The organism is Akkermansia sp. 54_46 (genome assembly GCF_001917295.1).
GTDB lineage: Bacteria > Verrucomicrobiota > Verrucomicrobiia > Verrucomicrobiales > Akkermansiaceae > Akkermansia > Akkermansia muciniphila.
Window position 1 is genome coordinate 79,879 of the sequence record NZ_MNUD01000002.1, and the last position, 22,814, is coordinate 102,692.

Sequence of the window (22,814 nt, forward strand, 5' to 3'; positions counted from 1 at the left end):
TTGTCCAGAAAGCCAGCTTCAGAACATGAATGCCCGGAACTCCCTTTTCTGAACATTCCCGGCGCCCCAAAACCGTATCAACCACCGGGAAGGGGTCATTCGAACAGATTCACCTATATGAGCGCATATTGAAAAACTTTAACCGCCCGATAAACATTTGAAAAATATCCCCTATTATTATTTTCCGGCGCAGCGCTGGATGAAAAGTCAATCATGGCCATGATGAATCAATCGAAAAGCGTTTCCGGCAGAAAGGGAATTTCAAGCATCGATGAGACAGGAGGCTAAGGCAGGAAATGCCCCGCCAGCCTCCCCATGCTGACGTTGTCACCTTCTTCAAATTCAGAAGAATTTCCTCAATTCGTCTCTCTATTCCCCTATTTTGCAATAAATAAAATCCGGCTTTGCCATCAGCAAGCCGGACTAGAAAAGAAATGGTACCCCGTCACGGGCTCGAACCGTGGACAAACTGATTAAGAGTCAGCTGCTCTACCAACTGAGCTAACGAGGCACAGGAATGATGGCGTTCCTTGCAGGAACAACCGGATGGTACCCCGTCACGGGCTCGAACCGTGGACAAACTGATTAAGAGTCAGCTGCTCTACCAACTGAGCTAACGAGGCATGTATCCGGCGATTCCCCCCGCGACAAGCACCACCCATGAAGATGGAGCCACTGGTCGGAATTGAACCGACGACCCACGCATTACGAATGCGTTGCTCTACCCCTGAGCTACAGTGGCATCGCGAGAAGCGCACAAGCAAGTAATCATAAGCAACCCCTTTTAGCAAGTCTTTTTTGCAATAAGACCGTTTTTTTACGCCTTGAATGCGGAATAAAAGCCAAGAGCGGCAGGTGACAGTAGAAGAGCTTGCATAGGCGGGGGAAACATGGTGGAGTGCATGTCCTCAAAGAGCTTTTCTTTCCCTACTTATCATGAAGGCATATTACATTTTCCAGCAGGCGGACGAAGAAACAATCAGCAACATTCTGGACTGGATGCGCAACCAGGAACGCGCCATTTACCGCGCTGCCGTGCGTGAACTTGGAGCCCTGAAAAAACTGCGCCCCGAATTCATCCAGCGCAAACCTCTTCAGGAACAATTTTCCTTCATCAAGAAAATGCTGTCATGGAAACCCAGCAATGAAATCGGTGACCATCTGCTTCAGGTCTGGCTGTTGCGCAAACACCAGGGCATGCTGATTACGTTCCTGAATACCCTGGGCATCCCCCATGACGGCAACGGCATTGTCAATGAACTGCCGGAAACGCTGGACAAGGAGAAACTCGCCAAAGCTGTGGACGAACTGTTCGAAAAATACCCTGCCGGCGTAGCGTCCGTCTACCTCCAGATGTTCCAGCTCCAGACGGAAGACGGCTGGGAAGAACTGGCCGAGGTTCTGGCGAACGATCCCCGCGTTACCATCCGTTGACGTTATTCTCCTTCGGGACATAAACAAGGGCCACTCCGTTCCGGGGATGGCCCTTTTTATGGAGGCAAACGGACGCTCCTGCCGCTGTTATTCCAGTTCCAGGCGGAACAGGCGTCCGGACGGCACGGGACCTGTTTGAAACAGCTGCAATGGAAAGCATGCCGGAAGCGCAAGCCCGTCAGGAAGGAACGCTGTCCGGCCGTTCCGGATGGAATGACCACCCCTCATCTCCGTGGTACACCATCATACGGGACATGCCGCCGTCAATGACCAGATTCTCCGCATTGACAAAGCTGGAGCCGCATAGAAAGAAAACGGCCTTCACGATATCTTCCGGCGAACCGACGCGCCCGGAAGGATGCTGAAAAGCATCTTCCGGAGACAGGACGCCGAACACCCCCGTGTCAATCCAGCCTGGACTGATACTGTTCACACGAACGCCGAAAGGGGAAAGGCTCATGGCGAGAGCGTGAGTTAAAGAAGTGAGGGCGCCCTTGGCCGCACTATAGCTTTCCGTATCCTTCTGGGACATGGAAGCGCGGGTGGAAGCAATATTCACAATGGAAGCGCCGCGGGAAAAATGGTCGCGAAATAAAAGGCTCAGCAGATAGGGCGCGGAAACTCCCACGCGCAAAACTTCATTGAATTCCTCGAAGGAACAGCCGGAAAGAATGCCGCGACGCGTGATGCACGCATTATTTACCAGCACATCCACACGGCCAAAACATTCCAACACCTTTTCCGCAAAAGACCGCACGTCCTCTTCCACACCCGCGTTGCCCGTCACGCAAAGATGCCCCTCTCCCGGCAATTCCTCCAGCAGGGAGGCCGTTTCCTCATGCTTCACATCCAAAACCGCCACCCGGGCGCCCGCCGCAGCGAAAGCTTCTGCAATGGCGCGGCCAATGCCGCAGGCTCCTCCCGTCACCACCACGGTACTGCCGGAAAAATCAACATCCCTCATAGGCTGATTGTCATATTCCACTCAAGAAAGTCAATCATCGCCTTCCGGCATACGGTACTTAACGTGCATACATTACATCGCGGTAAAGCCCCATGGCTCTGGAAAGGAGAGGAGAACGGGTTACCACGTCCGTTTCCACAATAAGACGGGCCATGGAACCGGAAACGGCCATTTCCGCTTCCTCCGCACGGCGGCTGATACGCTCCATATCCCCGGTTTTCACCAGATTCATACGTCCGGATTTTTGGAAATCATCAACAACATAGCGCAACCTTTTCAACTTGGCCACCACTTCCACCAGCTCCATGGCGCACTGGTCAGCCGTTCCGGCATCCTTGATGCTGCGCAGGAGAAAGTCAATTCTCTCCAGGCACGCGCAGAACTCTTCCATGGCCGCGACAGGATCGGCCCAGAACTCCTGAAAATCGATTAGCCTGGGTTGCTCTATTTTGAGCCCCTCCACTGCCTTTTGCATGGAAGGGGAATCATACATCCTGGCCGTCGTGAGTTTCAGGAGCGCTCGGAAAGCGCGTTTGCGCTCATCCTCCGCCTTCTTTCTCATCTTTTCCAGCCCATCATGGAAATGCCGTTCAAAACCGGGAATCCAGTCTCCATACTTCTTCTCCATTCTGGCAATGTTGTTCATCTGCTCCCTGACCATTCGTCCCTGAAGGGCTACAGATACGGCATAGGCTTCCGCCGCAACTTTATTATCAATCCCCTCCAGCATGTCCACCATGGTGGAATACTGTTCCAGATAAGCCTTCAGAAACGGCTTTATCTTGTTGTTCAAATACAGGGCCACCCGTTCGTCCGTCAGGCTGAGACCGCACTTTTCCAGATCATTCCTGATGACATCGGAATCATAATACCTGAATTCATGGAGCTTCAGTATTCCCGACATCATCCGGTCGCGGGCCTTGTCCACGCGCTCCCGGAGAATGGAATGAAAGGCGGGATGCATCTTACGCGATTCTTCATGCACGCGCGGATTCAGAGCCATCAGGCGCCCGCAATTCATATCGTAAAATTTAAACTTCTCCGTCAGGCGCCCAAGTTCATTCATCAGGGCCTCTCCTGCGGTACGGTCCTGGATGGAAACGACCAAATCCGTCATCTGTTCCACTTCCTTCAGGCGCAGGGAAAGCAGCTCTTCATAAGATTCCACCGGGGAAAGCCTTTCTGACTTCCCTGCTTCCGCAGCCCCGGCCTCCTTTCCCTTATCTCCGCAGGAACACAAACACAGCGCCAGCAGAAGCGCGCCTCCCATCAACGGCAAATTCGGGAACAGAGAAAAACAGGAGCCAAGCTTCATGAGAACGTAGCGTTGAGGAGGGAGAATGAAACTCCGGCCCGCATCGCGGCACCGGAACTACCGTAAAAAAGCGTCATCAAAGTTCAAGGCCTTTTCATTTCATCCGGGAAAAACATTTCCGTTCCTTCGACGGAAAAAATATTCATTTAATATAATGAACACTCTTCTGAATCGGGATGTCACACTCTTTTATCCATATCATCCTGTCTGCCGTGATTCTTGATATTCTTCAATACGGATATCCTCTTTTGAGAGAGGAATGCGGGCCCGTGGTTCATATCAACAGGGATATCCTTTCCTTCCTGGACGATATGCAGGAAACCCTGGCCCAGGGAGGCATAGGCCTGGCTGCGCCGCAGGTGGGCAGGCCCATCCAGCTGGTCACCATCAACATCCCTTCCACAGACGCAACCACTACCTGGCTGGAAGTGGACGGATGCCCAACTACGTTGTCCCGAATCATGCCCTTGAATTTTATCAATCCCATCCTGCATCCCTTCGGCAAAAAAGTGCCGTACCGGGAAGGGTGCCTGAGCATCACCAAAGTATATGCGAACGTGATGCGCCGCTCCTGCGTAAGGGCTGTTTTAACCATGATGGACGGACGGACTGTGACCGTGAAATGCAACGGACTGCTGGCGCGCTGCCTGCAGCACGAGGTAGACCACCTTCACGGCGGCCTGTTTACGGATCTGGTTTCCCCCGGTGACCATGACAAGGTGATACGGAGGCTCAGATTGACCCATCCGGACGCTTTTGAAGAAGATGACGACAGCTACGCTCGCCGCATGAAGGAAAAACGCCGCGCCCAGGCATGGAAAGCCCGGATGCCGCAGCCTCCCGGAAAAACAGCCTGACGTTCAGGCAACAAACCTATCCCCCCTTTTTACTGCCCTTCCCTAAAAAACGCCCCGGTCTCCCTCCAGGAAACCGGGGCATCCATAATCACATGGAAAGAAAAAGAGAGAATCAAACAATCCAGTCCAGAACAACCTTGCCGGATTTTCCCGAATTCATGGCTTCAAACCCTTCCCGGAATTCCGTGTAGGGCAGACGGTGCGTGATGATGGGCGCCACATTCAAGCCACTGCGAATCATGGAATCCATTTTATGCCAAGTTTCAAAAATTTCACGTCCATAAATGCCTTTCATCTTCAACCCTTTCCATATGAACTTATTCCACTCGATGCTGGAACCATCGGGCTGAATCCCCAGCAGGGAAATGTTGGCTCCGTTGCGGGAATTGTCGATGATGTCCTTCAGGCAGGACGGAGCGCCGCTCATTTCCAGGCACACGTCAAATCCCTCCGTCATTTCCAGTTCCTTCATCACGTCTTCCAGCTTTTCACGGGTCACGTTCACGGTTCGGTCCGCCCCCAGCGTTTTGGCAAGACCCAGGCGGAAATCATTGATGTCCGTAATAACCACCGTCTTGGCTCCGGCCTTCTTGCAGACGGCGGCAGCCATGCAGCCGATAACCCCGGCTCCCGTAATCAGGACGTCCTCGCCTACCAGATCCCAGGACAAAGCCGTATGGACGGCGTTGCCCAGCGGGTCAAAAATGGAGGCGATTTCCATCGGAATGCTCTTGTGGATGCGCACCACGTTATCCTGCGGAATGGAAAGGTACTCCGCAAAGCAGCCGGGCCTGTTGACTCCCACACCCTTTGTGTTGGGACACAAGTGCTTCTGCCCTGAACGGCAGCTGCGGCAATGGCCACAGACAATATGCCCCTCACCGGAAACAATCTCCCCGGGCTTGTATTCCGTCACGGAAGAACCTACGGACTCAATCACGCCGCAGAACTCATGGCCCACATGCATCCCTACCGGAATGGTCTGCTGGGCCCATTTATCCCAATTCCAAATATGAAGGTCCGTGCCGCAAATGGCTGTTTTATGAATTTTGATCAGGACGTCATTCGGGCCGACTTCCGGCATAGGAACATCCATCAATTCCAAACCGGGGCCAGCCTGCGTTTTTACAAGAGCTTTCATGCCCCCCATTCATGCTCTTTTTCCCCTGCGTCGGCAAGCTCAAAATTCATTTCGGAGCGCCGAAAAAGCCTAGGGAACGGAGGCTTCCGCCCCCCCTTCCCTTCCCATGGAAACGCCCGGAGCAGCGGCGGGCGACAAACGCCGGAAAGACATTCCTGTTCAATCGACAATTCAGACACACACGCAATTTGCCCTTTCCAACAGGAAGGAATCATGATACCAAGGCGTGCGAGTTCTCCTTTTGAACACTTTACTCTATTTACAGAACCATGGCGAAATCATTTTTACCCACCATTTTCGAGCACCCGTATGAAATAGACCCCAAATATGGGAAAAGCGTTGCGTACTTCTCCATGGAATACGCCATTGATAATTCATTTAAAATCTATTCCGGCGGTCTGGGCTACCTGTCCGGCTCCCATATGCGCAGTGCGCATGATCTGCGCCAGAACCTCGTAGGCGTCGGCATTCTGTGGAGCTACGGCTACTACAACCAGATCCGTGCGGAGGACGGATCCATGGCCACGCAATACATGCGTAAAAACTACCCGTTCCTGGAAGATCACAACATCAAATTCCTCATTCATGTCTGCGGAGCTCCCGTCTGGGTAAAAGCCTACTTCCTGAATCCGGAAACATTCGGCACTGCGCCCATGTTCTTCCTTTCCACGGACCTGGAGGAAAATGACGAGGAAAGCCGCAATATCTCCCGCCGCCTGTACGACGCCAACGGCTTCACCCGCATCGCCCAGTACGTACTGCTGGGCAAAGGAGGCGCCCGCCTTTTTGACGAACTGGGCATTGAACCGGAAATCTACCATCTAAACGAAGCCCACGGCCTGGCTGCCGCCTTCCACGTGCTTGCCAAGACCGGCAGTGTGGAAGAAGTGCGCAAGCGTTTCGTTTTCACTACCCATACCCCGGAAGAAGCCGGCAACGAAAAGATGGACGTAAACACCATGAATACGTTCTCCTTCTTCGACGGGCTCTCCATGGAACAGGTGCGCGCCGCCGTAGGCATGACGGACAATACGTTCAACTACACGCTGGCCGCCCTGCGCCTCTCCCACATCGCCAACGGCGTTTCCAAACTCCATGGAGAAGTATCCCGCCAGATGTGGAAGGACTATGAGGGTATATGCCCCATCATCCATATTACGAATGCCCAGAATCAGAAATACTGGCAGGATCCGGAACTGGCGGAAGCTTTCCAGGCCCGCAACAAGGAAGCGTTCATCCGCCGCAAGCGGGCTTTGAAAAAAGCTCTCTTCCGCATGGTGGGTGAACAAACGGGCCGCGTCTTTGACCCGAACTGCCTCACCATCGTATGGGCGCGCCGTTTCGCGGCCTACAAGCGTCCGGACCTGGTCACCGGCAATCCCACGATGTTCGAACGCATGCTCCAGCGCACCAACTATCCGGTGCAGTTCATCTGGGCCGGCAAACCCTACCCGATGGATCATGGCGCTATTGAAATCTTCAACCGCCTGAATGACTTGACGGCCAAATATCCCCGTTCCGCCGTGCTCACCGGCTATGAACTGGGCCTGAGCCGCTACCTGAAAAACGGCTCCGACGTATGGCTCAACAACCCCGTGGTAACCCGGGAAGCATCCGGCACCTCCGGCATGTCCGCCGCCATGAACGGCTCCATCTCCGTCTCCACCAATGACGGCTGGATCTGTGAATTCGCCAAGGACGGAGAAAACTGCTTCGTCATTCCGGAAGCGCCCGCCCATCTCTCCCCGGAAGCCCGCGACCGCTCCGACCGCGATAACTTCTACAACATTCTGGACGACAAGATTCTTCCCCTCTACTACGATCACAACGACAAGTGGATGGACATCGTTTTCAATGCGATGACAGACATCTATCCCGAATTCGACTCCGACCGCATGGCGGATCAGTACTACACGGAAATGTACAACAGCTAAGATACAGCCTTGTCCCTCTTACGCAACGGCCGCCTTTCTTTGGGAAAGGCGGCCGTTCTTTTTGAAACCGGTGTCAAAAATCCACGGGAAGCGGGTCAAGCCTACTTGGGTACTTCCTCCTCCCCGGCCTCCGCCGCCACCTTGTCTGCGTCCCGCTTATGACGGTGCGCAAAAACATTCTCCTGCTGCCATACGCGGGAAAAAGCAGACGTGATCAGCCCTGTGGAAATAGCAATGATGGACACGGCAATAAACATAATCACCCCGGTAAAAATACGCCCCATGGGCGTAATAGGCACTAGGTCTCCGTACCCGACCGTACTCAACGTTTCCACGGCAAACCAGAGCGCGTCAAAAAAGGAACGGAATTTCTCGGGCTGGGCATCGTGCTCTGCAATATAAATTCCCAGGGAAGTGACGTACAGCATGAACAGGATCACGGAGAAAAACAGAAAAAACTCATCCCGGATCAGGTAAAAAGCCTTTTTAAAACTGGCGGCGGTTTCATTAAACCGGGCCAACTTGAAAATAGCCAGTATGCGGACAATCCGCAGGGAATAAAGAATCTGCCAGTCTGTCCCGAAAAACATGCCCAGGAACGGCACGCAGACAATAAAATCCAGAATACCCATGCCGCTGAAAATATAAGCCTTCCGCGGTTTGGCGCACAGCACCCGCAGGATATACTCAAACATGAAGAAATAGCTGATCCAGTAATTTACCTTGGCCGCGATACGGCCTACCAGAGGATGAATATCCGGAATGGCATTCAACGTGTACAGCATGAACCATACCAGAATCAGTACCCTGACAATGTTCTCCCAGGGACCGAAATTGGCAGCGCCCAGCTTGGTGCGGGTAATTTGGGGCATGGCGGGAATTAGGAACGATGGGCGGCCTTCCACTCGTCAGCCTTGAAGCCGACGCATATCTTTCCATTGGTAATAAAAATGGGGCGTTTAACCAGCATGCCGTTGGAAGCCAGCAGGGCTATCTGCTCATCCAGGCTCATGTCGGCAAGCTGATCTTTCAACTTCATGCTCTTGTAAAGCAATCCACTGGTATTAAAAAACTTCTTGGCCGGCAATCCGCTCCCTTCAATCCAGCTCCGCAGTTCCTCTGCCGTGGGATTCTGTTCCACAATATGGCGATCCTCATAAGAAATTCCCTGCTCATCAAGCCACTTCTTTGCTTTCTGGCAGGTCGTGCATTTGGGATATTCAATAAATAATGAAGACATATCCGCACGCTAGCCCCGTAAACACACCGGGTCAAGCGGCCAGCGCAGCCATCCCGACGTCATGACTTGATTGGAAGGCTGCCGATGTATCCGCCGTTGAACACAAAACCTGAGAACGAAAGCCCGGAATGCGTGCAGATACTGCAGAAATTCTATATTCCGGAACATTAAAGCACCATGGCGCTTCCCAACTGCGCGATGGAAACGGGATTGGCCTGACGCTCCCGGAGCGCCCCCGCTAGAGCCTGGGTAGCCTTCTCCTCCCCATGCACCAGAATGATATTCCTCTTGGGCCCCCCGGTCCTGTCAAAATACTCCAGCAGTTCTCCATGGTCCGCATGGCCGGAAAAGGAATCCATCTCCCGTATTCTGGCCCGGACAGGATATTGTTTACCCAGGATGGGAACCTCTTTCCACCCATCCATAATCTTGCGGCCAAGTGTATGTTCCGCACAATAGCCTACAAAAAGAACCGTATTTTTCGGATCGCCGATGTTATTCGCCAGGTGGTGAAGAATGCGCCCTGCTTCACACATTCCTGAGGCGGAAATAATAATAGCCTGCCCGTTCATTTTATTCAAAGCCTGGGACTCGCCCACGGAACGGATCAAACGCAGCTGTTCAAAACAAAACGGATCCTTCTCCCGGAACAGGAAATCATAAACCTCCTTATTGAAACACTCCGGATGAATGCGGAAAATTTCCGTCGCACCCACTGCCATGGGACTGTCCACATATACGGGCAACAAGGGCAGAGTGCCTTCATGGTAGGCCCTGTTCAGCAGATAAAGCAGCTGCTGGGTGCGTTCCACCGCAAAAGCCGGAATATAAACGCGGCCTCCTAATTCCAGAGCCTCCTTGATAGCCCGGCAGAACGTCTCGTCATCACGGGAGGGGGCCTCATGGAAACGGCCGCCGTAAGTGCTCTCCATCAGCAAAATATCCACATCCGGAACAGGGACGGGATCGCGCAGTAATTCGTTATCTCCCCGCCCCACATCCCCGGAAAACAGGAAACGCTTCTTCCGCCCGTCTTCCCTGTCCTCAATATCCAGGCACACTTGCGCAGCGCCCAGAATATGGCCCGCATCATAGAACGTGAGTGTCACCCCCGGAACAACGGGAATGGGCCGGTCATACCCGATATTCACGAACTGGCGCATGCACCGCTCCGCATCCTGTTCGGAATAAGTAGGATAAACATCCGGCTGATGAATACCGCGGCGCTTGTTCATCTTATTGATGAATGCGCAGTCGTGCTCCTGAATGCGGGCGGCGTCCGCCAGCATGAGCTGGCAAAGATCTCTGGTTGCAAATGTACTGTAAATATTTCCCTGAAACCCCTGTTTCACTAAATTGGGAAGATTGCCGGAATGATCAATATGAGCGTGGGACAGAACTACCGCATCCACCTCCGCCGGGGAAAAATAGGGGAAATCCTTATTGATATGCCATGCCTCCTCACGCCGCCCCTGATACATGCCGCAATCCAGAAGAATCCGGCACCCGTTCACCTCCAGCAAATGCTGGGAGCCCGTCGTCGTTCCCGCTGCACCGCAAAAATGAATTTTCATTAATACATGTGTACAACAAGCCAGCGGGCAACGCAAGAGATCAATACCTGAAGCCTTTCATTCAATATACCCTTTGAAAGACGGGAAACATCAGCCGCAAAATCCATGCCTTTTCTTTTTTCCAGGCCATAAAAAGAGAAAAACCAATAAACTGCACCATTCCTCCTTCTGTACAGTATTCCTGTGAACATGAAATTGCACTTCTTTCCCGCCCGGGTTGCGGTTTCCGTAAAAATGCATCCGTCAAAAACTTCCCCTTCGCAAGGCACATGCTCCATCACGAATGCACGCCGGAATACCCGCATCCAGGAGAGCCCTCCGGTATCACTGCCAAAAATAAAACCTGCAGGTTATTCTGAAAACATTCCGTTCTGATTGCAACCCGCCTCCTGAAAAAAGCGGCCGGCAAAAAGAGTCCCGCCTAATCTTAATGAAGCCTTTCAGCTAAAATGAACAGGACAGGAAATTCCCGCCCTGTTCATAATGCCGTTCAATTACAAAAAATTACTTGTCCTCCGGTTTGGAGTCCGCTGTCTTCTCCACCTCCACGTCAATGGGCTGGGAAAGCTCGGAAGAAGGCCGGACCTCCGTTTTGGAGGCGGAAGCATCACTCATGGTCTCCTTCTCGGTCTTCAGCAGTTCTTCTTCAAATTCAGATTTGGCCTTCTTGAATTCTCCCAGGCTCTTGCCCAGTCCGCGGGCAAATTCCGGAAGTTTCTTTGCGCCGAACAAAAGGAAAACAATCACCAGAATGGCGATAATCTCCGGTGTTCCCAGTCCAAAAATAGCTAACATGTTCATCATGGAGTACTACAGTATTTTTAACAGATTTTTTTCATGCCGGATACCTCATAATACGCTTCATGCGTCATCAGAGGCCTCCCGTTCCTGTTTCTGCTGTTCCGCAAGCCTTCTGGCGGCAAAACGCTGAAAACGCCAGACAATAATAAATATTGCCAGCAAAAAGATGCCTGAGCCGCCCCACAACAGCCAAAAAGCGGCGGAAGCCGCCTTTTCATCCCCCATTTCTCCAGCCTGGTTCCAATAATAATAGGATAAAACCGGATTCCAGGGCAGTGAACTGTCCGGCAGAAGATGGAGACGCGCCATGCGGTTCATGGCCGGCAAATAGGCAGCTTGGGCGGATGCTTTCATCAGGGAATCTCCCTGAGCCTCATCACCCCGTGTATAATATACCTGGGCCAGCATGTACATGGCCTTGGGATCCCCTGTAGCATCCGCCACACGCCGCAGCAGCCTGTAGGCCTCATCCGCATCCAGTTCCCCGCCCTTCCCGTTCTGGAGCAACTCCGCGGCCTTTAGTGCCGCAGGGAAATAACCGGCGGCGGCAGCCTCACGATACAGAGCCAGGGCCCGGGCCGCCTGTTCTGCGGAAGGAGTTCCCTCCAGCAGCATATCCGCCAGGGCAGCCATGCTGTACGGATCCTTCCATTCCGCCCCTTTTTCAAACCAATGGAAGGCCTTTTCCCGGTCAGGGGGCAAATACTTGCCGTCCCGGAACATTATGCCCAGTTCCATCACGGCTCCCAAATCTTTACGGGAGGCCGCTTTCTCAAACCATTCTACGGCCTTGGCCGCATCCTGCGGCACTCCCAGCCCATCCCGGTACTTAAATGCCAGAAGGCCTTGTGCTGTCAGGTTGCCGCTTTCCGCTGCTTGAAGAAGATATGGGACTGACTTTTCCGGAGAACTGTCCGGAACCAGCTTTCGTTCATAAACAAGGGCAGCCCATAACGCCGCCTTGGAATCACCGTCATCCGCCTCTTTCTTCCACGTCTGGAGAGATTTTTTATAATAAAGGGCTACCGTTGCTTCATCCTTCGGTCCTCCTGCTCCCTGGGAAGCCATTACAGCCACCTGGTACTGTGCCGCGGCATTACCGCTGTCAGCAGCCCGGGTAAACCAGTACCGGGCCCTTTCCAGGTTCTTTGGGTACAGGCGGCTGCCTGTATAAAACAGCTTGCCCAAATCCAGCATGGAATCCACATCTCCGTTATTGGCCCTTTTCTCTGCCAAGGAAACATACTCGGACATCCATTTGGACGTTTCCGCAGCATTACCCTCCACGTCATAATGCACAGCCAGCTCCCGGGCGGCAGCTGGATCCCCATTCAGAGCTCTTTCGCGGAGACCGGACAAGTAAGCCTCAAAATTTCCCTCCCCGGCAGGCTCCGGAGAGGAAATATTCTGAGAAGCAAGAAGTGGATGCTGAACGAGGGACAGTCCCCACAATCCGGCAAAAAGCCACCATCTGCAATGTTTCTTCATACCGGAACAAGTCATTCATTAATGGCCCCTGTTTCCGCGGGAAAAACTGCTGGAGGACCTGCCTCCAAAGCCCGGCTTACGAAACCCGCCTTCACGCCTCTGAAAACCTCCTCCGCGGCGGTCTCTCTCAAAACCGCCTTCACGGCGTTGGAACCCTCCTTCACGACGGTTTTCCCTGAAACCTCTCTCCTGATGCTGAAAACCTCCTTCGCGGCGGTCTCTCCCAAAACCGCCTTCACGGCGTTGGAATCCTCCTTCACGACGGTTTTCCCTGAAACCTCCCTCCTGATGCTGGAAACCTCCTTCGCGGCGGTCTCTTCCAAAGCCGCCTTCACGGCGTTGGAACCCTCCTTTACGTCGCTCTTCTTTGAAACCGGCCTCGCGGCGCAGGGCCCCATCCCCGCAGCGGCCGCGGAAGCCATCTCCACGACGATGAAAATCTCCGCGGCGGTCACGGGAACGGAAGCCGGAATCTCCCCGGAAATATCCATCTTCCTTGACTTCACGTTCATCCTCCGTCTCCACAAAACGAGTCTTCATTTCCGGAGTAGGTTCATAAGAATCGCCAGCTTCAAAATCTTCCGGATTAAACACATAATCCTCATCGGAATCAACGCCTCTTCCGCCCTGCTCACCCTTGGCGCCCCCCCCGGCGACAAGCTGGGAAGCACCCAGGTATTTACGCTGGCGGGGAGGATTTTTCAGTGACAGAGCCACGTCCGCATCATCCAGGAATTTCCAGCCCCCGGGTTCCAAGTCCCCTCCCCACAGGGAGCCGATGCGCACGCGCACCAACTTGCGGACACGAAGGCCCAGGCACTGGAACATTTGACGCACCTGACGCTTCAACCCCTGTTCCAAAACAATGCAGGCACGGCGCGCGGAAGCGCGGCAAACATATTTGGCCTTGGCATTTCCCTCCGGAATGCGTACTCCGCGCAAAAACTGCATCAGTACGGAATTATCAAAATTCTGATCTACCGTCACCCAGTACTCCTTTTCTATGCCGCCGGTAGGATGGGAAAGAACCTGGGTCAATTCCCCCTTATTCGTCATAATCAGAAGACCTTCGGAATCGGCATCCAGCCGTCCCACATAATTCAGATGGCGCAGGCGCGGCGGCAGCAGGTCGTAAACAGTACCTATGGCTCCCTGCGCTTCGCGGCTGCACACATACCCGCGGGGCTTGTTCAACAGCACCACAACCTCTTCCATAGGGGTCATATGGCGGCCGTCCACCTTCACGAAATCCTTCTCCGTCACCCTCATCCCAGGCGTATCGATAACCTTCCCGTTCACTTCCACACGTCCTTCCCCAATCAGCCTGTCGGCCACCCGGCGGGAGTCAATGCCGCAGGAAGCCAGGAATTTATTAATGCGGATACCTCCGTTTTCTTCGGAGCCATGTTGTTCTTCACTCATATTGGTATAATGTCCGCTATCTCAGCGGATGATTTTGTATTGTTTATATTACGGCAATTCACATCCTCAAAAAGAGGAGGCTTTCTTTTGCCGGAAGAAAAAAGCCTCTCGGTTCATAGACATCCGAGAGGCTTCCTGTATTAGGAAAATGACTTGCCGTGCAAACTCCGCCGGGAAACTCTCCGGAGAGGATAAAGACAAGCTTAAGCTTCATGCTTGGTCTTCGGCAGGCCGAGAGGGCTTTGGCCCTTCTTCCATTCGCCGCGTTCCTTCAGAAGCTTGACACGTTCAAAACGCTTCAGGACGGAACGCTTGCCGCCTACGGTACCGGTTGCTTTGAGGCTGGAATGTTTGGACATGATCTTGTGTTTGTAAAAGGTTCAGAAAAATACTTTACACCACCCTTTCAGTGGCAGGCGGGATCTTATAACGGAAGGTTCCGAACTTGGCAAGAGAAATTTGGCGCAATAGCCAAATATATCACTCTGTGGCATCCCCCGGATGCGATTCCAGCCACTTCCTCCACAAATCCGGACGGTTCAGGCGCGTACGCTCCAGAGACTTCCCGTGCTTCCATTTTTCAATGGCGGGGTGATTGCCGCCCAGCAAAATCTCCGGAACAGCCAGGCCCCGGAACACGTTCGGCTTAGTATAGGCGGGAGCCTCCAGCAAACCGTTGGAAAAAGATTCCTCCACGGAAGAACGCTCATCCCCCAGCACGCCGGGAATCAGGCGCGCTACGGCGTCAATTACCACCACAGAGGCAATGGCCCCGTTCGTGAGAATATAGTCCCCGATGGACAATTCCATATCCACCAGCTCTTCTACTACACGATGGTCCACCCCCTCGTAATGACCGCAGAGGATAATGAGATGGCCTCCGGAGGCAGCCAATTCCGCGGCCAATGACTGGTTGAACGTACGGCCCTGAGGAGTCATCAGCACAACGCGGGTTTCCCGCCGGCGAAGTTCCTCTACGGCGGCAAAGATAGGTTCCGGCTTCAGCAGCATGCCCTGCCCCCCTCCGCAAAGGTAATCGTCCGTTTTGCGGTGCTTGTCCGTCGTCCAGTCACGGATATTATGGCAGCGTATCTCCAACAATCCCCTGTCACGGGCCTTTCCCAGAATGCTGCCGCCCAGAGGGGCTTCCACCATATCCGGGAACAGGGACAAAACGTCAATCGTCAGCTTGGCGGCCATAAGAAAAAAACATCAGCGTTCACGCTTATGGCCGCGCAGCATGGCCTCAATGAACGGATCCAGGTTGCCGTCCATCACGTCCTGAATATTGCCGGACTCTACGCCTGTGCGCAAATCTTTCACCATTTGATAAGGCTGGAAAACATAGGAACGGATCTGGTTGCCCCACCCGATGTCTCCCTTCTCACTGTACTGGCGGTCGGCTTCCGCCTGCTTTTTGTCTTCCTCAATCTGGTATAGCTTGGCACGCAGCATATTCATAGCCTCTTCCTTGTTACGAAGCTGGCTGCGCTCATTCTGGCAGGCCACGATCACACCGGAAGGAATATGCGTGATACGCACGGCGGTTTCCACCTTGTTCACGTTCTGGCCGCCCTTGCCGCCGGAACGGTAGGTATCCACCTTCAAATCCTTGTCCAGGATTTCAATATTGATGGAATCAGAAACTTCCGGCGTCGCGTCCAGGGAAGCGAAAGAAGTATGTCTCTTCCCGGCGGAATCAAAGGGAGAAATGCGCACCAACCGGTGGATGCCGCGTTCATTCTTCAAATATCCGTAGGCATACTCTCCATCCACCTTCAATGTCACGGAACGAATGCCGGCGTCATCCCCGTCCGTACTCTCCAAATACGTCACGGAAAATCCCCGGCGCTCACACCAGCGGATATACATGCGCAATAACATGGATGCCCAGTCACAGGCTTCCGTGCCGCCGGCCCCGGCGTGGATGGTTACATAACAGGAAGCCTGGTCCTGCGGTCCGTTCAGCAGGGTCAGCAATTCAAAATCCGCCAGAGACTTCTGCCACCTGGCAAACTCTTCCACAGCCTCCCGGCCCAGGTCATCGTCATCCGCCTCCTGAGCCAGCTCAATAGCAGCGTCAATATCCTCCAGACGGGACTTCAGTGCGGAAAATGCCTCCATCCTGTGTTTCAGGGGATTCACCTCCGCCATCAGCGCCCGTGCGGCATTCTGGTCATCCCAGAAATCCGGGGCGCTCATGCGTTCATCCAATTCGGCTACTCGTTGTTGAATGCCGTCCAGGTCAAAGATAGCTCCCGAGCTCGGAAAGACGGCTATGCAGGACAGCCGTGTCGAGCGCCGAGAGATCTGCAGCGATATGGGGATCCATGCGCGGGAACCTATCACGAATTACCTGGACGGAAAAGGGCAAAATGCCGTTTCTCCCAGTCATCCTCTTTTACTCCGACTTGCACCGGGCCATTTCCAAGAATAATAAAACTCCGCACGCTGAACAAAACCGCTCCTCTTCCGCAGGAAGAACATCTAACAGGAAATGAATACTTCCGAAACCAAGTCCTCTTCCCCATTTCAATGCCCCATGGGAAAAACAGCAGACAAAAATCTTATCTCATTCCCTTACCTTACATCACCGTTTTCTGCCCTTCCCCCTCTTTCCGGAATGTGGTTCGGCCCTCCATATCCCCGGCTTCCCATAAGAGAGCCCGGAGCCATGCTACTTGGCGGAATTTTCCTCTCCACCCTCAAAAGGGCGGATCCGGCAGGACCTGAGTTTTTCAATCTCCTCAAAAGTCATGATGTGTTCTATCTGGCAAGCCACTTCATTGGCGCGTTCTTCCGGGAGAGCCAATTCCTCCCGCAGGAAATCAAACAGAATACCGTGGCTGACAATAATTTTCCCGGCAATTCTGCGGCCTTGGGGAGTCAGCTTGACGGGAGCATACTGCGTATACTCCACCAGTCCCATATCCGCCAGTTGCTTGACGGCAGATGTAACGGAAGGCATCTTTACCTTAAGCATCTCTGCAATATCCCTCACCTGGGCCGTCCCGTTCTTTTCAGACAGCAACCCGATAGCTTCCAGATAATCCTCATTGCTCTTGGTCAGCTCCAACATGGTATAAAATGAAAGTTAATACTTTAGTGGAAACTAACTCAAGATTTTTTCCAGACTTCTTTGGAATGAGAAAAAAACCGCCGCGAATATGACCATTCGCGGCGGTTAAATTAATCAGCGTAATACAAAAACGGGCTTACTTCTCTTCAGAAGGGCTCCACTCTTCGTTTTCACGGGTAGCCAGATTGAAGGCGTGTTCCAGACCCACCATATCGCTGCTCGGGCGGAGGGCTTCAAAGGAAGCGGTTTCGCGGCGGAGCTGTTCGGTGTCGTAATTGACGGCCTTGATGGAAAGGCCGATACGGCGTTCGATGCTGTCCACTTTGATCACGCGGGCAGTGATTTCATCACCCACCTTGATCACATCCTTCACGCGTTCCACATGGTCTTCGCTCAACTGGGAGATATGAATCAGGCCATCAATATCGCCGTCCAGATTCACAAAGGCGCCGAAGCTGGCAATCTTGGCCACCTGGCCAGTCACCATATCGCCCACCTTGAAGCGGTCATTGATGGATTCCCACGGATCGGACTCAAGCTGCTTGATACCAAGGGAGACGCGCTGATCCTCCTTCTTGATTTCCAAAACGATGGCTTCCACTTCGTCGCCCTTCTTGAGAACTTCGGAGGGATGATTGATCTTGCGGGTCCAGCTCATATCGGACACGTGGATCATGCCGTCGATGCCTTCTTCCAGTCCCACAAAAGCGCCGTAGGGAGTAAGGTTGCGAACCTGGCCCTTGATGACGGTACCAATCGGGAAACGGGATTCGATATCCGCCCAGGGATTGTCTTCCAACTGGCGGACACCGAGGGAAATCTTCTGTTCCTTCACAGAAATGGAAAGAACCACGGCTTCGATTTCCTGGTCCAGCTTCAATACATCGCTCGGACGGGTGATTCTCTTGACCCAGGACAATTCGGAAACGTGCACCAGGCCTTCCACGCCCTTTTCCAATTCCACAAAGGCGCCGTAAGGCAGGAGCTTGGTCACGCGGCCCTTGACATGGGAATTGATCGGGTATTTGCGTTCGATATCCGCCCAGGGGTTGTCTGTCATCTGCTTCAGGCCCAGGGAAACGCGTTCCTTTTCGCGATCCACTTCCAGAATCACGACTTCCAGGGACTGACCGATATGGAGCATTTCGCTCGGATGGTTCACGCGGCCCCAGCTCATATCCGTGATATGGAGCAGGCCGTCCATGCCGCGGAGGTCGACAAAAGCGCCGAAGTCCGTGATATTCTTCACGATACCTTCCACCTTGTCGCCTTCCTTGACGGTTTCAAGGAAGCGCTGGCGCTGGTCGGCGCGTTCGGCTTCAATCACCTCACGGCGGGAAAGGACGATATTTTTACGGTCGTCATTTACCTTGACGATCTTGAATTCGTAAACCTTTCCAACATACTCGTTCAGGTCGCGAGGAGGAATAATATCCACCTGGGAACCGGGCAGGAAAGCTTCCACGCCAACATTGACCATAAGACCGCCCTTGACGACGCTCTTCACTTTACCCTTAACCAGGCCGCCATCGCGGTACACGCCCACGATCTTATCCCAGTTCTGCTTATGGGCGGCCTTTTCCTTGGAAAGGACGACGATGCCTTCGTCGTTTTCGAGGCGTTCCAAAAGGACTTCAATTTGGTCCCCCACTTCGATTTCCTCGTCTTCAAACTCGGAAATGGAAATAGCGCCTTCGGACTTGTAGCCGATGTCCACCAAAACGACTTGGGGACGGATTTCTTGGATGGTTCCGGTAACAATGGAACCTTCACGCAATTCGCGGAACTTGCTGTCAATAAGTTCCGCCAGTTCAGTTGTGCTCATTTAAATGGTTGATGAGTTAGTATTAACGATCTTTCTCATGGCCCCTTATTGACCGGCGGGCAATCGGGGCGCCTTCCCCCGCCGGGCGAAAAATCGGTTGCTTTCAATATCAGTTTCACACAAGAACTCAAGGCTTTTCTTGAAAAACTCCTCCCGATTTTTTACGGAACCTGAGGAGCCCCTCTGGACGGCGGCAGAAAACGAGCGCACAAAAACCTTGTAGCACTTCCGTCCCATGTTAAATTCCGGCTAATGGGAAAATGCAGGAATACCTGCATCTATCAACCACTCCTGCCGCAAAACCATGAAAAAAAACCTCCTTTACCTGCTCGCAGCGGGGCTGTCCGGAACAGCCTTCCTTCACGCCGCGGATACCGTCAAACTGGACCAGCCGGACCTGGAACGGGGGGCTCCGATCATGAAAGCCCTGTCCGACCGTCAATCCATTCGGAGCTTTTCTGAAAAAGCGCTATCCCAAAAAGATTTATCAGACCTGCTCTGGGCGGCCAATGGCATCAACCGTCAGGAATCCGGCAAACGTACAGCCCCGTCCGCCATGAACCGCCAGGACGTTAAAATTTATATATGCACTAAAAACGCCTCCTACCTCTATGACCACAAGGCCCACGCCATGATTCCCGTAAACGATGGGGACGTGCGCCCGGCGGATGCCCCCATATGTCTCATTCTTGTAACGGATACGGCGGAACCCTGGGCTGCCATGGACGCCGGCATTGTCTCCCAGAACATCTCCCTGTTCTGCTCCGGGACGGGACTGGCTACCTATCCGCGCGCCAGCATGAACAAGGATGCCCTGGCAAAGGCCCTGAAACTAACCTCTCTCCAAACACCCATGCTCTGTCATCCGGTAGGATATAAAAAATAACTACTTCCGGCTACATTCTCCGGACAGTCCGGAAAAGAAACCATCAGAAATGGAAATGAATTCCACAACAGGCGGAATTATGGTTCCGGCAGAATATCCATGTAGATGCCGGGAGAGCTCCCTTCAATAGGCATCGCGCCCACAGCCCGGGCATAAAAATCAGCCGGACCAACCCCGCCGATGACACCGTATGCATACCCCAGCTCCCGCAAACCTTTCAGGGCGGAAATCAATAGCACGGTGCCCAATCCGCTTCTGCGCACCTCTTCCGCCACCCCCATGGGGCCCAAAAAACCGCGAGCCGTTACATCGTAACAGGCAAAACCAAGAATCTTCTTCTCCCGTGTGGCAATATAACAGGAAATGGGCTGGCGGCCAAACGCGACTTTCGCCTCACTTACCCACTTGGGAGAAAAATTCCGGCCAACCCAGTCAGCTACCAAATGACGTTCGTAAGCACCCGGACGGCGAATCAAAAAACCTTCCCTCTCCAGCCTCCTCAGGTCTTCTTCAATATCGGGCAAATCATACAGCCGCACCAGCATATCCATCATAACCCCGGCACCGTATCACAACTAAGTGCCGTGGCGAATAAAAAAAACTGGACAAACCCATCTTTCAACCTTAGACTTCGCCGCACCACAAACAACGAGCTGTAGCGCAGGCTGGTAGCGCGCTTCGTTCGGGACGAAGAGGTCGCAGGTTCGAATCCTGTCAGCTCGACCAATTTCCAAGCCGCCTCCGGGCGGCTTTTTGATTACTTATTTACTGATATAAAACAATTTTACTCATTAATAACTCTGCACTTCCCCTATTTTGCGCCAAGGCAAATAAACAGCATCATGCTGATTGAATTTACCCTCCTCACAGGAACAAAATCAAACGGGCAAATCTTCTCAATTAAGCCTGGAGGATGTCGGGGGTATTTACCGATGCAGAGGAAAAATTATCTATGCCCAATTCTCACCCCTATGCCAGGCAGCATCACAGCCGCTGCGGAAGTACTCTATAACATCCCCCCTAAACACAGGAGAATGAACCTCCTCCACAAAAAAGCCCCGTTCATATTTCATGAACGAGGATGAGTCAAATGAAGTCGAATCAGGGAGAAAAAACCGGGTTACTTGCCGGATTCCGGTTTAAAGCGGGCTGCTTCCGATTCGGCGGTGATTTTTGCAGGCTCGATATGCAGGAGCTTTTTCATGGCACGGCCCGGGTCGCTCTCCGTCATCGGAAAATATCTGACGTGATCGCCCAGGCTGTAGGAATCCAGTCCATAAATGCTGTCAGCCGGAGTAAAATCTTCCGGCGTGTTCAGCAGTTTTTTTACCTCCTTTGAAGACGCAAGGACATAACTCAGATTACAACTGGAATACAATTCCGTTTTAGGAAAGCTTCCCTTGGGAAGCTTATTGGCGTGCCCATTCCACTTGACCAGAGCTTCTACAGGAATATCTCCCCGCAGCGACTGAACGACGCGGGCATAGTGCGTCGTTCCCTGGTCAGTGGAGACTATTTTGTAAATGATAACAGACAGGACCACATCGCTTTTTTCTAAATTTCGGGCTGTACCCCTGAGAAAACTATCCTGTTCTACTTCGGCCTGCGTAGCAACATGGGAAGAACGGTCTGGCTTTCCAAGGGCTACGGTTGAAAGTAACCCTGAAAACAGAACGCAAAGAAAAGAAACATACTTCATATGTATATATTAGATACTGATTTTTTGGTTTATATTCAATAAAAATAGGGCGAACACAAAAAATGTCCACCCTATGAATATATTATTTAATATCAGTTATTAATCATCCAGTGTCGATCTTTGGAGCAGCCACACGGGGCCGGAAATAAAACTGCCCACGCCAATGTTATTTCCCGGACACATTCCCACATGCAGACTATCGCCAAATACGATAATATCTCCAGCCTGGGGAGTGTTGTACCCATTTTCTCCATCATCCGGATAATCAGGAGTCCCCAGCAGGGTACGGAGATAAACCGCCATTTGAGCTGTGCTGATGATAATGTGCTTTTTACCCCCCAACGCCAGGGAATTACCTTTTGCCCCAATATTATTGGCTCCCGGAGCTCCATTAAGGTCAATACCATAACTACTAAGAGCAATGCTCAGACGCAAGGCGCAACTGTTAATGTAATTGGCATCTCCCGAAACGTGGCTATCGTTCAGCCATCCTCCAATATAGTTCCACACATCATCTGTAGTCATGGTGGGATAATCCACTACATTATAGCATCCCAGTAAACGTTGTGCATTGGCAATATTCCAAAGATTTTTTGGAGCATCAATTTCCCAAAGTTCCAGTTCGGAATTTCCCATCTTGGGAACAAACTCCTCCGCATTGGGGTAAGGAGCAATTTCTTCCGGTACGGCAAGGTTCTCATGATGCAGTTTCGCATAGTGGAAGCCCTTTTTAAGTTCCTTGCTTCCAGAAACGGATGTGGACGAATGTGAGCCAGTCAATTCCGCTACCTTTTCACCATTGATTTCCAGATAGCCGTTGTCGTCAATCTGAATCGTGAAATTATAGGTTCCATCTTCCGGAACGCGGATATATCCTTCCCAGTCATGTACCCCGGTTTCTTCCGTCTTGTGCCATCCAATCTTGGAGGACTCTTTCTTCGTTACCTTGTAGCAACGGTTGTTTTCCACATCCAACGGGTGGAACGGTTTTGTAGAGATATAGCCATAATGTTATGTTTCGTATCGTTTACTACTGAATAAACTGAATATTCAGTTCATGGAAACCTTGAAAGATTTCTCGCTCCCCATCAACAAGTTTAACGCGTAATCCAACCCTCATTCGGAACGTGAAGGAAAAGGTTAAAACGGCACGAC

21 protein-coding genes and 4 tRNA genes are annotated in these 22,814 nt (G+C 52.5%); 5 read left to right on the forward strand and 20 right to left on the reverse strand.

Annotated elements, in window-relative coordinates; genetic code table 11:
• Positions 1-435: 435 nt before the first annotated feature.
• From BHW66_RS01505 to BHW66_RS01515, 3 genes are all read right to left on the reverse strand, one after another.
• Positions 436-511: transfer RNA gene (locus BHW66_RS01505), tRNA-Lys, on the reverse strand.
• Positions 512-547: 36 nt separating this feature from the next.
• A tRNA-Lys gene (locus BHW66_RS01510) sits at positions 548-623 on the reverse strand.
• Between the two features lie 44 nt (positions 624-667).
• Positions 668-742, reverse strand: a tRNA-Thr gene (locus BHW66_RS01515).
• A gap of 194 nt (positions 743-936) precedes the next feature.
• On the opposite strand from BHW66_RS01515, the gene BHW66_RS01520 reads away from it, so the two are divergent.
• Positions 937-1,434 carry a hypothetical protein gene (locus BHW66_RS01520; RefSeq protein ID WP_046434787.1) on the forward strand — a complete coding sequence of 166 codons (498 nt, stop codon included), beginning with the start codon at positions 937-939 and terminating at the stop codon, positions 1,432-1,434.
• Positions 1,435-1,612: 178 nt separating this feature from the next.
• Here the strand turns inward: BHW66_RS01520 and BHW66_RS01525 are convergent, their stop codons facing one another.
• Both BHW66_RS01525 and BHW66_RS01530 read right to left on the reverse strand, forming a co-directional pair.
• A complete protein-coding gene (locus BHW66_RS01525; RefSeq protein ID WP_046434785.1) occupies positions 1,613-2,398 on the reverse strand; it encodes an SDR family oxidoreductase in 786 nt (261 codons plus the stop codon).
• Between the two features lie 58 nt (positions 2,399-2,456).
• On the reverse strand, positions 2,457-3,713 hold the full coding sequence (locus BHW66_RS01530) for a hypothetical protein (protein WP_046434783.1): 1,257 nt from the start codon (positions 3,711-3,713) through the stop codon (positions 2,457-2,459).
• Between the two features lie 176 nt (positions 3,714-3,889).
• Between BHW66_RS01530 and def the strand changes: the two genes are divergently transcribed.
• Entirely contained in the window at positions 3,890-4,570 is a 681-nt protein-coding gene (def, locus tag BHW66_RS01535; RefSeq protein WP_237970524.1) for a peptide deformylase, read from the forward strand.
• A 112-nt stretch (positions 4,571-4,682) separates the two neighbouring features.
• On the opposite strand, the gene tdh is transcribed toward def, so the two are convergent.
• Positions 4,683-5,720, reverse strand: coding sequence for an L-threonine 3-dehydrogenase (gene tdh / locus BHW66_RS01540; RefSeq protein ID WP_012419291.1), 1,038 nt, complete (start codon positions 5,718-5,720; stop codon positions 4,683-4,685).
• A 260-nt stretch (positions 5,721-5,980) separates the two neighbouring features.
• On the opposite strand from tdh, the gene glgP reads away from it, so the two are divergent.
• Positions 5,981-7,645 (forward strand): alpha-glucan family phosphorylase, encoded by a 1,665-nt coding sequence (gene glgP / locus BHW66_RS01545; protein ID WP_012419293.1) that lies wholly within the window; start codon positions 5,981-5,983, stop codon positions 7,643-7,645.
• A 101-nt stretch (positions 7,646-7,746) separates the two neighbouring features.
• Here the strand turns inward: glgP and BHW66_RS01550 are convergent, their stop codons facing one another.
• From BHW66_RS01550 to BHW66_RS01600, 11 genes are all read right to left on the reverse strand, one after another.
• Complete coding sequence (locus BHW66_RS01550; protein ID WP_102733023.1) at positions 7,747-8,517, reverse strand: ion transporter; 771 nt, start codon at positions 8,515-8,517, stop codon at positions 7,747-7,749.
• Positions 8,518-8,525: 8 nt separating this feature from the next.
• Positions 8,526-8,885 carry an arsenate reductase family protein gene (locus BHW66_RS01555; RefSeq protein WP_012419295.1) on the reverse strand — a complete coding sequence of 120 codons (360 nt, stop codon included), beginning with the start codon at positions 8,883-8,885 and terminating at the stop codon, positions 8,526-8,528.
• Positions 8,886-9,052: 167 nt separating this feature from the next.
• The gene (locus BHW66_RS01560) at positions 9,053-10,459 is read right to left on the reverse strand and encodes an MBL fold metallo-hydrolase (RefSeq protein WP_046434779.1); all 1,407 of its coding nucleotides are present in this window, start codon (positions 10,457-10,459) and stop codon (positions 9,053-9,055) included.
• 504 nt (positions 10,460-10,963) lie between these two features.
• Complete coding sequence (locus tag BHW66_RS01565) at positions 10,964-11,263, reverse strand: twin-arginine translocase TatA/TatE family subunit (protein WP_046434776.1); 300 nt, start codon at positions 11,261-11,263, stop codon at positions 10,964-10,966.
• 57 nt (positions 11,264-11,320) lie between these two features.
• On the reverse strand, positions 11,321-12,748 hold the full coding sequence (locus BHW66_RS01570) for a tetratricopeptide repeat protein (RefSeq protein ID WP_046434774.1): 1,428 nt from the start codon (positions 12,746-12,748) through the stop codon (positions 11,321-11,323).
• Between the two features lie 18 nt (positions 12,749-12,766).
• A complete protein-coding gene (locus BHW66_RS01575) occupies positions 12,767-14,170 on the reverse strand; it encodes a pseudouridine synthase (RefSeq protein ID WP_102742010.1) in 1,404 nt (467 codons plus the stop codon).
• 203 nt (positions 14,171-14,373) lie between these two features.
• A complete protein-coding gene (locus tag BHW66_RS01580; protein ID WP_012419301.1) occupies positions 14,374-14,529 on the reverse strand; it encodes a small basic protein in 156 nt (51 codons plus the stop codon).
• Positions 14,530-14,650: 121 nt separating this feature from the next.
• Positions 14,651-15,370 carry a tRNA (guanosine(37)-N1)-methyltransferase TrmD gene (trmD, locus tag BHW66_RS01585; RefSeq protein WP_022197844.1) on the reverse strand — a complete coding sequence of 240 codons (720 nt, stop codon included), beginning with the start codon at positions 15,368-15,370 and terminating at the stop codon, positions 14,651-14,653.
• A gap of 12 nt (positions 15,371-15,382) precedes the next feature.
• Entirely contained in the window at positions 15,383-16,486 is a 1,104-nt protein-coding gene (gene prfB, locus BHW66_RS01590) for a peptide chain release factor 2 (RefSeq protein WP_096888470.1), read from the reverse strand.
• 361 nt (positions 16,487-16,847) lie between these two features.
• Entirely contained in the window at positions 16,848-17,249 is a 402-nt protein-coding gene (locus tag BHW66_RS01595; protein WP_012419304.1) for a metal-dependent transcriptional regulator, read from the reverse strand.
• A 136-nt stretch (positions 17,250-17,385) separates the two neighbouring features.
• The gene (locus BHW66_RS01600) at positions 17,386-19,074 is read right to left on the reverse strand and encodes a 30S ribosomal protein S1 (RefSeq protein WP_012419305.1); all 1,689 of its coding nucleotides are present in this window, start codon (positions 19,072-19,074) and stop codon (positions 17,386-17,388) included.
• Between the two features lie 304 nt (positions 19,075-19,378).
• Here BHW66_RS01600 and BHW66_RS01605 point away from each other — a divergent pair, with 304 nt between their 5' ends.
• Positions 19,379-19,960 carry a SagB/ThcOx family dehydrogenase gene (locus tag BHW66_RS01605; RefSeq protein ID WP_022197848.1) on the forward strand — a complete coding sequence of 194 codons (582 nt, stop codon included), beginning with the start codon at positions 19,379-19,381 and terminating at the stop codon, positions 19,958-19,960.
• Positions 19,961-20,037: 77 nt separating this feature from the next.
• Here BHW66_RS01605 and BHW66_RS01610 read toward each other — a convergent pair whose 3' ends face one another.
• Positions 20,038-20,514 carry a GNAT family N-acetyltransferase gene (locus tag BHW66_RS01610; protein ID WP_022197849.1) on the reverse strand — a complete coding sequence of 159 codons (477 nt, stop codon included), beginning with the start codon at positions 20,512-20,514 and terminating at the stop codon, positions 20,038-20,040.
• A gap of 95 nt (positions 20,515-20,609) precedes the next feature.
• On the opposite strand from BHW66_RS01610, the gene BHW66_RS01615 reads away from it, so the two are divergent.
• A tRNA-Pro gene (locus BHW66_RS01615) sits at positions 20,610-20,686 on the forward strand.
• A 394-nt stretch (positions 20,687-21,080) separates the two neighbouring features.
• Here the strand turns inward: BHW66_RS01615 and BHW66_RS01620 are convergent.
• Both BHW66_RS01620 and BHW66_RS01625 read right to left on the reverse strand, forming a co-directional pair.
• On the reverse strand, positions 21,081-21,659 hold the full coding sequence (locus tag BHW66_RS01620; RefSeq protein WP_046434668.1) for a hypothetical protein: 579 nt from the start codon (positions 21,657-21,659) through the stop codon (positions 21,081-21,083).
• Positions 21,660-21,758: 99 nt separating this feature from the next.
• Entirely contained in the window at positions 21,759-22,628 is an 870-nt protein-coding gene (locus BHW66_RS01625; RefSeq protein WP_237970605.1) for a PA14 domain-containing protein, read from the reverse strand.
• Positions 22,629-22,814: the final 186 nt, after the last annotated feature.

Coding starts and splice junctions, on each gene's coding strand:
- BHW66_RS01580 (WP_012419301.1), bottom strand. CDS start 14,529: ATGTCCAAACATTCCAGCCTCAAAGCAACCGGTACCGTAGGCGGCAAG.
- BHW66_RS01620 (WP_046434668.1), bottom strand. CDS start 21,659: ATGAAGTATGTTTCTTTTCTTTGCGTTCTGTTTTCAGGGTTACTTTCA.
- BHW66_RS01560 (WP_046434779.1), bottom strand. CDS start 10,459: ATGAAAATTCATTTTTGCGGTGCAGCGGGAACGACGACGGGCTCCCAG.
- def (WP_237970524.1), top strand. CDS start 3,890: ATGTCACACTCTTTTATCCATATCATCCTGTCTGCCGTGATTCTTGAT.
- BHW66_RS01530 (WP_046434783.1), bottom strand. CDS start 3,713: ATGAAGCTTGGCTCCTGTTTTTCTCTGTTCCCGAATTTGCCGTTGATG.
- BHW66_RS01565 (WP_046434776.1), bottom strand. CDS start 11,263: ATGATGAACATGTTAGCTATTTTTGGACTGGGAACACCGGAGATTATC.
- glgP (WP_012419293.1), top strand. CDS start 5,981: ATGGCGAAATCATTTTTACCCACCATTTTCGAGCACCCGTATGAAATA.
- BHW66_RS01520 (WP_046434787.1), top strand. CDS start 937: ATGAAGGCATATTACATTTTCCAGCAGGCGGACGAAGAAACAATCAGC.
- BHW66_RS01610 (WP_022197849.1), bottom strand. CDS start 20,514: ATGATGGATATGCTGGTGCGGCTGTATGATTTGCCCGATATTGAAGAA.
- tdh (WP_012419291.1), bottom strand. CDS start 5,720: ATGGGGGGCATGAAAGCTCTTGTAAAAACGCAGGCTGGCCCCGGTTTG.
- trmD (WP_022197844.1), bottom strand. CDS start 15,370: ATGGCCGCCAAGCTGACGATTGACGTTTTGTCCCTGTTCCCGGATATG.
- BHW66_RS01605 (WP_022197848.1), top strand. CDS start 19,379: ATGAAAAAAAACCTCCTTTACCTGCTCGCAGCGGGGCTGTCCGGAACA.
- BHW66_RS01575 (WP_102742010.1), bottom strand. CDS start 14,170: ATGAGTGAAGAACAACATGGCTCCGAAGAAAACGGAGGTATCCGCATT.
- BHW66_RS01555 (WP_012419295.1), bottom strand. CDS start 8,885: ATGTCTTCATTATTTATTGAATATCCCAAATGCACGACCTGCCAGAAA.
- BHW66_RS01595 (WP_012419304.1), bottom strand. CDS start 17,249: ATGTTGGAGCTGACCAAGAGCAATGAGGATTATCTGGAAGCTATCGGG.
- BHW66_RS01550 (WP_102733023.1), bottom strand. CDS start 8,517: ATGCCCCAAATTACCCGCACCAAGCTGGGCGCTGCCAATTTCGGTCCC.
- BHW66_RS01570 (WP_046434774.1), bottom strand. CDS start 12,748: ATGAAGAAACATTGCAGATGGTGGCTTTTTGCCGGATTGTGGGGACTG.
- BHW66_RS01600 (WP_012419305.1), bottom strand. CDS start 19,074: ATGAGCACAACTGAACTGGCGGAACTTATTGACAGCAAGTTCCGCGAA.
- BHW66_RS01525 (WP_046434785.1), bottom strand. CDS start 2,398: ATGAGGGATGTTGATTTTTCCGGCAGTACCGTGGTGGTGACGGGAGGA.